Origin of the sequence: Streptomyces sp. 2A115 (assembly GCF_052245575.1) — a bacterium.
Classification (GTDB): Bacteria; Actinomycetota; Actinomycetes; order Streptomycetales; family Streptomycetaceae; genus Streptomyces.
In genome coordinates this window covers 58,810-67,993 of sequence record NZ_JBQQCG010000067.1, presented here as the reverse complement: position 1 = coordinate 67,993, position 9,184 = coordinate 58,810, and the positions used below count along the sequence as shown (strand labels likewise).

Sequence of the window (9,184 nt, the reverse complement as noted above, 5' to 3'; positions counted from 1 at the left end):
CGAGCACCACCAACTTGTCTCCCTGATCGTGGACGGCCGCGCCGCCGAAGCCGCCCAGCTGATGCGAGACCACATCACCCACAGCCTCACCGCCACCGCCATCAGCGCCCTCGAAGACCGCGAGGGCATGCGGGCAGGCCAGTCCGTGGGCAGACCGGCGAGCCGGTGATCACCCGACCGACAAGAGCCGGGGCCACGAAGGCTCCCGGGCTCTGCACGTACCGGTCGACTACCGGTCGACGGCCCTGCCGAACAGTTCCTCCGTTGTTGCCGTGAGCAGCGTAGACGCTGCGCCGGTTGATCCCCCAGGCCTCGGTCAGGCGAGATCGGCCGGTGCGTTCAGGCCCACAAGGACGAACATCCACCCCACCACGCCTGAGCTGCCGGGCGGCTCCGCGCTGGTTCACCGCCCGGGTCAGCTCCCGGTTGGCCGCGCGGGCCGCCTCCAGCTCCGCTCCCCTGTCCTGCAGTCTCGTGGTCAGCTCGGTGGTCGTCTGCTCCAGACCCACGACCTGGCGCTGGAGTTCTTCCCGTCGGCGGGAGCGCCGAGCCCCGACTCCCGCCACGCCATTGCGGACGTTCGGCGGTCATGCGGACGCCTTCGCTGCCGTTGGCGGCCTCGCCGACGACCGTCATGTCGGGCTGGGCCTCCAGGAGCATGCTGAAGCCCATCCGCTGCAGGGCCTGGTCGTCGACGATGAGCACGGTGGTCATGCGGGGTGCCTCTCCGGGGAGGGTGGATTGGGGACGAGGAGCGCCTGGACGGTCCAGCCGCCACGGTCGTTGGGGCCGGCGGTGACTTCGCCGTCGTAGAGGGCGGCGCGTTCACGCATGCCGACCAGGCCCCGGCCGCCCCCGGTGCGGGGCCGGTGCTCTGCTCGCCAGGTGCGGGACGGGCCTGTGTCGTCGACAGTGACGCGTACGGCATCGGGGGTGGCGGTGATGCGGAGGTGGACCGTCGTGTCGGAGGTGGCGTACTTGACGGTGTTGGTCAGGGCCTCCTGGACGATGCGGTAGATCGACAGCTGGAGGCCGGGCGTCGTGCCGGTGAGGTCGCCCTGGGAGTCCAGGATGACGGTGGGGCCTGCTGCGCGAACGCGCTCCAGCAGTGCGTCGAGGTCGGCGAGGCCGGGCTGTGGGGCCAGCGGGGCGTCGTGTGGCCGGTCGTCGTCCTCGCTGATGACGGAGAGCAGGCGCCGCAGTTCGGCGAGGGCCTGGCGGCCGGTGTCGCCGATGATGCGGAGGGTCTGGGCGCCACGTTCGGGTCTTGTGGCGGCGAGCGCGGCGGCGCCGTCGGCGAGACCGACGATGACGGCGAGGGTGTGGCCGAGGATGTCGTGCATCTCGCGGGAGACGCGGGCACGTTCCTGCGCGACCGCGAGGTGGGCCTGACGGTCGCGCTCCTTGCGCAGCGCGACGACGTAGGCATGGGCCAGCCGGGTGAGCAGCCCCAGCAGGGCGAAGGCCATCAGACCGGCCACCGCTATCGGGCTCACGACCTCCGGACGGGTCGCGAACTCCAGCTGGCGGCCTTGCCAGAAGACGACGGCCCAGGCGACCAGTTGCGCGGTGGCCACGCCTATGGCGACGGCCAACTGCCGTGGGGTGCAGTAGCGGCCGACATTGAACAGGGCCACGACCCGTGCGGCCTCGGCGCCCGTCAGCACCCCCAGCGGAAGGGTTGCCACGGCGACGGCGGTGACGACCACGAAGACCAGCATGGGGTGGCGTTCCCGCCACAGCAGGGGAACACAGAACGCGACCACGAGGACCAACTGCAGCGGGACCGGGGCGGTGTTGTAGGGGTTGGCCAAGGAGCTCACGCCGAGTCCGGCGCAGAAGACCGGGACGCCCCAGTGGCGGACCCAGGAGTGGGCCCGGTCGGCCCGCCGCCACCTCGCGAGCTTGGAGAGCACTGAGACGATCACCCGCTGCTCGGGGTCCCCGGTCAGGGCCTTCAGGACCTGGAGGTCGTCCGGGTCTACGGGGTGAGCGCGGGCGCTCGGTGCGTTCACGGTGTTTGTCTCCACGAAATGTCGGAGCCGCCCGCCGGTCCGCGGGGGAACCGGACCGACGGGCGGGGCTGGCGAGGCGGCCGGGGGCAGCCGCGTTGCGTCACTTCCTCCAGGGAAGTTTCTTCATTTATGTCCTCATTGTCGGTTCTTGCTGCTGGGGCGCGTCGATGATGGCGGTCGTCCCGTCGTCGTCGCCGTGTCGGCCGCGCCGCTCGAGCCAGGACGGTCCTCGTAGCGCGCCGCGGGCATGCCGGGCAGGCGCGGGAGCCACGGCCTCTTTGTCCTTGTCGACGCCGGTGAGGGCGGGGGCGACGCTGTACTCGGCCGAGCCCGCAGACAGCCCCGGCCCAGCACCCATCAGCGCCGCCGCGCCCACCAGTTCGGGGTGCGGCCGCTCGGTGTCGATCGGCGCGGTGTCCAGCGTCCGGCGGAGCTTTTCGCCTTGCCCGTCCACGTCGGGCAGGACGCGGTCCAGCCGCTTGGGCAGGGCCCAGGCGCGGTGGCCGAGCAGGGCCATCACGGCCGGAACGAGGGTCATGCGGACCACGAAGGCGTCGAAGAACACGGCGGCGGCGAGTCCGAGGCCGATCTGTTTGATCAGATCCATGTCGTCGAGGACGAGGAAGAACCCGGCGAACACGGCGATCATGATGACCGCGGAGGCGGTGACGATCCGGGCGCTGTGCCGGAAGCCTGCGACGATCGCCTGTGTCGGACGGGCTCCGCGGGTGTACTCATCGCGCATGCGGGTGACGAGGAGGAGCTCGTGGTTCATGGAGAGTCCGAAGAGGACGCTGATCAGCAGGATGGGCAGGAGGCCGTTGAGAGGTGAGGTCTGGTCGAGTCCGAACCAGCCCCACTGGAAGACGCAGACCAGGAAGCCCATGGTGGCGGCGGTGCTGAGGAGGAAGCCCAGGGTGGCCTTGAGCGGGATTGCGATCGAGCGGTAGAGCAGCAGGAGCAGGAGCAGCGCCAGGCCGATGACGACGGCGAGGTAGGGGATCGTAGCGTCGGCAAGTTTGGTGGAGACGTCGGCATCGACGGCGGTCGCGCCGGTGACCATCACGTCGGCGTTGGTGCCGGGGTGCAGTTCGGTACCGCGATCGCGGATTTCGGAGATCAGGTCCTCGGTGGCCTGACTGGTCGGGGAACTGTCCGGAACGACGCTGATCAGCGCGACATTGCCGGCGGGGTTGAACACGGCGCCGTGGACGTCGGCGATGTCGTCCATCTGGTTCAGCAGTGTCGTGGCCTCGTCAGCGGCCGCCCTGGGGGCGTCACTGTCGCGGGCGTCGACGACCACGGTCAGCGGGCCGTTGAAGCCCGGCCCGAAGCCCTCGCTCAGGGTGTCGTAGGCGACGCGCTGGGTGCTGCCGGACGCCTTCATGCCGTCGTCGGGCATGGCCAGGCGCAGGGACGTGGCGGGGAGAGCGAGCAGGCCGAGACCGATCACCGACGCGAGGAGGACCTTGACCGGACGGCGGGTGACGAACTTCGCCCACCGCACGCCCATGGCCTCGCCCTCGCCACGCTCCTGTGCCTTCAGGCGACGGGTCTGCAGGTTGTTCTTCATGATCCGCGGCCCGGCGAGGCCGAGGGCGGAGGGGAGGAGTGTCAGCGCGGCCAGTACGCCGACGGCTACGGCGAAGGCGCAGGCGCAGGCCCAGTGAGGTGAGCGCGGGGACACCGGTGACGCTCAGCCCGAGCAGTGCGATGATCACGGTCAGGCCGCCGAAGACGACCGCGGGGCCGGCGGTGCCCAGAGCGCGCCCCGCCGCTTCCTCGGGGGTGCGGCCGGCGCGGATCTCGTCGCGGTAGCGGAAGACGACGAACAGGGCGTAGTCGACGGCGACGGCGACCCCCAGCATCAGCGCCAGGGCGGTCGCCCCGGAGGCGACGTCCCAGATCTGGGTGGCGACAGTGATCGAGAAGAGGCTCACCAGGACGCCGACTCCCGCGGTGAGCTGAGGCAGGCCGGAAGCGACCAGGGAGCCGAGGGTGATCATCAGTACGATGCCGGCGATGGAGGTGCCGAGCGTCTGGGTCAGCATGCCTGGGGCCTCGTCCGTGACCGCGTCGCCGCCCAGGCTCACGGTCAGGCCGGCCTTCTCGCCCTGATCGACGACCGCCTTCTGGACGTCATGGGCGGCGTCGCTGACGTCGCCCTGGGTGACCTTGTAGGTGACCCCGGCGAAGCCGATGGTGCCGGACCGGCTGATCTGCCCGCTGCCGAAGGGGTCGGTGACGGTCGCGACCTGCGGTGACTTCTCCAGCTTCGCGACCAGGGACTCGATCTGCGTCCTGTTGGCGTCGGAGGCCAGCTTCTGCCCGCTCGGCGCCTCGAAGACGACCCGTGCGGTGGCGCCGTCGGCTGAAGCCTGCGGGAACTGCTTCTCCAGCAGGTCGATCGCCTTCTGCGACTGTGCTCCCGGAACGCTGATGCTGTCCGAGGTGGAACCGGAGGAGGCCGCGGCGCCGATGCCGACGGCGGCCAGGGTCACGAGCCAGAGCACCAGGACGAGACGTCCCCGCCGGAATGAGAACCGGCCGAGCCGGTAGAGGAAGGTGGCCACGGAGTACCCCCAGGGAGGAAGAGACATGGCGTCAACTGGGGCCCCAGCGGCCCGCCGTCCCAAGCTAGGAGCGGCCTTTCGCGCTCCCGACCCCCTGCGGGCGGAATCCCGCAGGGCCGGTTAGTCCTGCGGTACCAACGGCTCTCTCGTCCTCGGAACGCGGTCGGTGAGCGCAGGGCGCGACCCCGCAGTGATACTTGCCCGTATCATATTGAGATAGTAGCGTCTTATTCAGAGACGGGGGTGTCGCATCATCCAGGACAGGAGCTGTGTCATGAGAGGTCTCAGCGGGAAGCGCATCGTCGTCGCCGGAGGTGCGTCCGGGATCGGCGCGGCCACCGCCGAGCGGCTCGCGGCCGAGGGCGCGGCGGTCGTGGTCGGTGACGTCAACATCGACGCGGCCGAGACCACCGCCAAGCGCCTCACCGATACCGGCGCGACCGCTCTCGCCGTCGAGTTCGACCTCGCCGACGAGCGTTCGGTACGTGCCCTCGTCGACACCGCAGTCTCCCAACTCGGCGGAGTCGACGGCCTCTACAACGTCGCCGCCGACGTCTCGGCGGAGACCCTGGGCCGTGACGGCGACCTGCTCGACATGGACCCGGCCGTATGGCGGCGCACCCTGGAAGTGAACCTGATCGGCTTCGCGCTCACCAGCCGCGCGGTCCTTCCCCTGCTGCTGGAACAAGGCGGCGGCGCCATCGTCAACACCTCCTCCCTCGCGGCGCACGTGGGCGACCACGCGCGTGCGGCGTACCAGACAAGCAAGGCGGGGATCAACGCACTCACCCGTCACATCGCCTCCCGCTGGGGCAAGCAGGGCATCCGCTGCAACTGCGTGTCCCCCGGAGTCGTCCTGACCGAATCCGCGCAGAAGATGGCCCTGAGCCCGGAGGCGCTGGAGTTCACCCGCATGACACTTCCCAGCACCCGCTTCGGCAAGCCGGAAGACCTGGCCGGCACCGTGGCCTTCCTACTCTCCGACGACGGCGAGTGGATCAATGGGCAGGTCTGGTCGGTCAACGGCGGCGCGATGCTCCGCGAGTAACAACCGGAAACACTCGACGGCTTCCCGCCCCCACCACACAGCCGTGCGGCCGCACCACGGGACATCGGCTCAGCTGTCCGAGGTCGAGGCGCCAAGTGGCCGCGAGGCGGGCGGGATCCGTGGCGGATGACGCCCACGGGTTTCCGGCCCGGGGCCGGGTTCGCATCCTCCTACCGTCACTGGCGCGAGCACGGATCAACGGCAGAGGTCCTTCCTACGAAGCGACCGACAGCAGCTACGCCAAAACCCCACGCCAGCGTCAGGTGCGCGCCTCTTGGGGTAAGACCCCCTTGGCACTGCCGGTACCGCGGCAAGGCGCGGGACCTGCCCCTCTGCAGGTTCGGTGAACAGCTGCATCAGCGGCAACCCCGTCAGCGACCTACGACGCCCCGGCAACTGGGGTGGTGGTTGCGGCAGTCAGGGTGTGGTCCGGAACTATCCGGGTGCGGCAGCGATGGCGCGGTCAGGGCGAGCGCGCAGCCGGGCCGCGTCCTGGCCGGGCGGGAGACCGTACCTGCTGCGGTATTCACGATTGAACTGCGTCGCACTCACATATCCGACCGCCTGCGCGGCCTGGGCCACCGTAACGCCACCGACGACCAGGCGGCGCCGTGTCTCCTGTAACCGGAGCTGCTTTTGGTAGTGGGGAGTTGGGCGAAACGCCACCCCGGCGCCGGGCCGGGGTGCTAACACCGCAAGGACCACATCCGGCTCTTCACAGACGAGGGTGTAGTGCCTGTCGGGCGGTGCCCACGCACTTGAAAGTGCCTTTTGTAGGCCCTCCCTTACTCACTCATGATGGTGTTACGCACTACTAGTGAGGTGAGGAAGATGGGTGAGCAGGCAGCACGATCCAAGGGGTCGCAGGTCGTCATCGAAGTGTGGGCTGACCTGGGCTGCCCTTGGCGCTATGCCGGAAAGCACCGGCTCCAGGCCGCGATCTCACAGCGCCCGGATGCGGATCGGTTCAAGATCATGATGCGATCCTTCGAGCTGGACCCGGAGGCGCCGCAGGAGCTGGAGAAGAATGACCGACCGTGTGCGCGCCGACCGCCGCGAGGGTGTGGAGCTGGGCGCGACCGGCGTTCCATTCGTTGTCCTCGACCACCGGGTGGCCACCCCGGGCGCACAGAAGGTCGCTGCCTATGCCCAGTTGCTGGAGCAGGTGGCCGGGCCCGTGCCGAGTGAGCGTGTGTCATGAGCAAGGCGAACGACGGACTTCAGATCGTGGCGGAGCGGCCAGCGGGTGGTGCGATCCCAACACCGTGGGTCTGCCACATCGACACCGCCGACGAGGCAGCGAGCGCTGAGGCGAACAACGAGGATCCCGCGGGCGATGTGCCCGATGTACCCGACGCTACGGACCGATGAGTGCCACCGACACCTCAGCCTGCGGACGCGCTGACCGCGGCCTTGGCTCGGCCGACTCCGGTCAGCTCGCTGGCGGCCCGGTTGCTGGCGATCTCGCCGTGGTGGGTGGCGGCCCACTCGGCCATCGCCATCACCGCGTCGATCAACGACCGGCCTAGGTCCGTCAGCTCGTACTCCACTCGCGGCGGGACCTCGGCGTACGCGGTCCGGGTGATCAGGCCGTCGCGCTCGAGATGCTTGAGCGTCTGGGTCAGCATCCGCTGGGAGATCCCTGGGATGCTCGCTTGCAAGTCGGAGTAGCGCAGCGAGCCGGCGCTCAGGGTGCTGATGGTCAACACCGTCCACTTGTCGCCGATGCGGTCGAGCACCTCACGGATGAAGGCGCTGTCCTCCGGCCATGCCTGGCACGGACCACTGATCTGTCGCGCTGATGCCATCTCGCTCATCTCTCATCCGGGTGTAACCGCACTACCAGTATGTAACGCCCGCAGGGCGACCACGCACCGATCCACGACTCCGGCCCGCTCTCGGATCACCGGAGCGCGCTCTCAAACCACTCTGAAAGGAACCCCATCCATGTCTTACCTGCTTCACATCGACTCCTCCGCGCTCGGCGAGGCCTCGGTCTCCCGCCAGGTCGCCCAGTCCTTCCCCGAAGGCTGGGAGAGCAAGGTTGTTCACCGCGACCTCGGCGCCGCATCCGTGCCCCACCTAAGCGCGGCCGGCATCACCGCACGCGTCACACCTCAACTCAATGGAGAGTGATTACTGTGAATGCACACGACACCATCGTGGTCGGCGCGGGCCCGGTCGGGCTGTGGATGGCGGCGGAGCTGGCCCTGGGCGGCGGGCGACCGCTGGTCCTGGAACGGGCCGAGCAGCGCAGCCCGCACTCGAAGGCGCTGGCCATCCACCCGCGCACGATCGAGGTACTGGCGATGCGCGGGCAGGAACAAGCCTTCCTCGACGGCGGGCTGCCCGTGCCGGACGGGCACTTCGGCATGCTGCCTGCTCGCCTGGACTTCCGAGGGCTGGCCACGCCGTTCCCGTTCGTGCTCGCGCACCCGCAGCTGCGAACCGAGGAACTGCTCGAACAGCACGCCCTGGTCCTCGGGGTGGTGATCCGGCGCGGGCACCAGGTGTCCGGGCTGAGCCAGGACGAACAGGGCGTGACGCTGCGGGTCAGCGGGCCGGACGGCGAGTACGAGATCACCGCGGACCACGTGGTCGGGGCGGACGGCGCGGGCAGCACCGTGCGCCAGGCGGCGGGCATTGACTTCCCCGGCACCGACTCGACCGTCTTCGGCTTCCTCGGTGACGTCGAGCTGGCCGACCCGCCAGAGCGGCCGGGCTTCTGGCACAACGAACACGGCGCGCTGATCGCGGTCCCGATCCCTGGCGGACGCTACCGCGTCACCGGGTACGCCCCGTCAGTTCCCACCCCAACCCTGGAGTCCCTGCGGGCGACGGCGAAACGGATCGCGGGCACGGACTTCGGCCTGCACTCCCCAGCGTGGCTGTCCCGCTTCGGCAACGCCACCCGGCTCGCGGCGGAGTACCGGAAGGGCCGGGTGTTTCTGGCGGGCGACGCCGCGCACATGCACTTCCCGGCGGGCGGCGTCGGCCTGAACGTCGGCCTGCAGGACGCGATGAACCTGGGCTGGAAGCTGGCCGCGGTCCAGCGAGGCTGGGCGGACGCGGCCCTGCTGGACACCTACCACCCGGAACGCCACCCCGTCGGCGTGGCCCTGGGCGAACACACCAAGGCCCAGACCGCCCTGATCACCGCCACCACCGAGGAGGGCCAGTCCCTGCGTCGGTTCCTGGCGGACCTGCTGCGCACCCATCCCGACGTGGCGACCGCGCTGGCCAACACGGTGACCGCGCTGGACGTGCGCTATCCGGGCACCCATCCCCTGGCAGGCCAGCGCCTCCCTGCCACCCGCGAGCAGCTGCACCTGTTGCGCGAGGGCCGCCCGGTGCTGCTGGCCCAGGAAACCAGCCCGGCGTTGAAGGACCTGGCCACGAGCGCGGACCTCCGGCTGTACGAGACCGAGCTGCCCTGGCCCACGACCGCCGTGCTGACGCGCCCGGACGGGCACGTATGGGCCGCCGGCGACACTGCTGGGCAGTTGGCGGACGCCATAGCGGAACTGCCCCTGGCCTGACAAAAAGCG

At 69.8% G+C, this 9,184-nt stretch carries 7 protein-coding genes and 4 pseudogenes; 6 read left to right on the top strand and 5 right to left on the bottom strand.

Going from position 1 to position 9,184, the window contains the following annotated elements:
* Positions 1 to 579 precede the first annotated feature (579 nt).
* The 3 genes and pseudogenes from ACTWQR_RS40390 to ACTWQR_RS40380 all read right to left on the bottom strand — a co-directional run.
* Positions 580 to 714, bottom strand: a pseudogene (locus tag ACTWQR_RS40390) (response regulator transcription factor); the annotation flags it as partial.
* A complete protein-coding gene (locus tag ACTWQR_RS40385; RefSeq protein ID WP_443232236.1) occupies positions 711 to 2,015 on the bottom strand; it encodes a sensor histidine kinase in 1,305 nt (434 codons plus the stop codon). The pseudogene ACTWQR_RS40390 and the gene ACTWQR_RS40385, both read right to left, overlap by 4 nt.
* A gap of 388 nt (positions 2,016 to 2,403) precedes the next feature.
* Positions 2,404 to 4,588: pseudogene (locus tag ACTWQR_RS40380) on the bottom strand (MMPL family transporter); the annotation flags it as partial.
* Between the two features lie 274 nt (positions 4,589 to 4,862).
* On the opposite strand from ACTWQR_RS40380, the gene ACTWQR_RS40375 reads away from it, so the two are divergent.
* Entirely contained in the window at positions 4,863 to 5,636 is a 774-nt protein-coding gene (locus ACTWQR_RS40375) for an SDR family NAD(P)-dependent oxidoreductase (protein ID WP_443232235.1), read from the top strand.
* 435 nt (positions 5,637 to 6,071) lie between these two features.
* Here the strand turns inward: ACTWQR_RS40375 and ACTWQR_RS40370 are convergent.
* Positions 6,072 to 6,278, bottom strand: a pseudogene (locus ACTWQR_RS40370) (helix-turn-helix domain-containing protein); the annotation flags it as partial.
* A gap of 153 nt (positions 6,279 to 6,431) precedes the next feature.
* On the opposite strand from ACTWQR_RS40370, the pseudogene ACTWQR_RS40365 reads away from it, so the two are divergent.
* The 3 genes and pseudogenes from ACTWQR_RS40365 to ACTWQR_RS40355 all read left to right on the top strand — a co-directional run.
* Positions 6,432 to 6,635, top strand: a pseudogene (locus ACTWQR_RS40365) (DsbA family protein); the annotation flags it as partial.
* 28 nt (positions 6,636 to 6,663) lie between these two features.
* The gene (locus ACTWQR_RS40360) at positions 6,664 to 6,837 is read left to right on the top strand and encodes a hypothetical protein (protein ID WP_443232239.1); all 174 of its coding nucleotides are present in this window, start codon (positions 6,664 to 6,666) and stop codon (positions 6,835 to 6,837) included.
* Positions 6,834 to 7,007, top strand: a complete 174-nt coding sequence (locus ACTWQR_RS40355; protein WP_443232234.1) for a hypothetical protein — start codon at positions 6,834 to 6,836, stop codon at positions 7,005 to 7,007. Before ACTWQR_RS40360 ends, ACTWQR_RS40355 begins: the two co-directional genes overlap by 4 nt.
* A 14-nt stretch (positions 7,008 to 7,021) precedes the next feature.
* Here ACTWQR_RS40355 and ACTWQR_RS40350 read toward each other — a convergent pair whose 3' ends face one another.
* The gene (locus tag ACTWQR_RS40350) at positions 7,022 to 7,444 is read right to left on the bottom strand and encodes a winged helix-turn-helix transcriptional regulator (RefSeq protein WP_443232233.1); all 423 of its coding nucleotides are present in this window, start codon (positions 7,442 to 7,444) and stop codon (positions 7,022 to 7,024) included.
* 139 nt (positions 7,445 to 7,583) lie between these two features.
* On the opposite strand from ACTWQR_RS40350, the gene ACTWQR_RS40345 reads away from it, so the two are divergent.
* Both ACTWQR_RS40345 and ACTWQR_RS40340 read left to right on the top strand, forming a co-directional pair.
* On the top strand, positions 7,584 to 7,772 hold the full coding sequence (locus tag ACTWQR_RS40345; protein WP_443232232.1) for a hypothetical protein: 189 nt from the start codon (positions 7,584 to 7,586) through the stop codon (positions 7,770 to 7,772).
* A 5-nt stretch (positions 7,773 to 7,777) separates the two neighbouring features.
* Positions 7,778 to 9,175 (top strand): FAD-dependent monooxygenase, encoded by a 1,398-nt coding sequence (locus ACTWQR_RS40340; protein ID WP_443232231.1) that lies wholly within the window; start codon positions 7,778 to 7,780, stop codon positions 9,173 to 9,175.
* Positions 9,176 to 9,184: the final 9 nt, after the last annotated feature.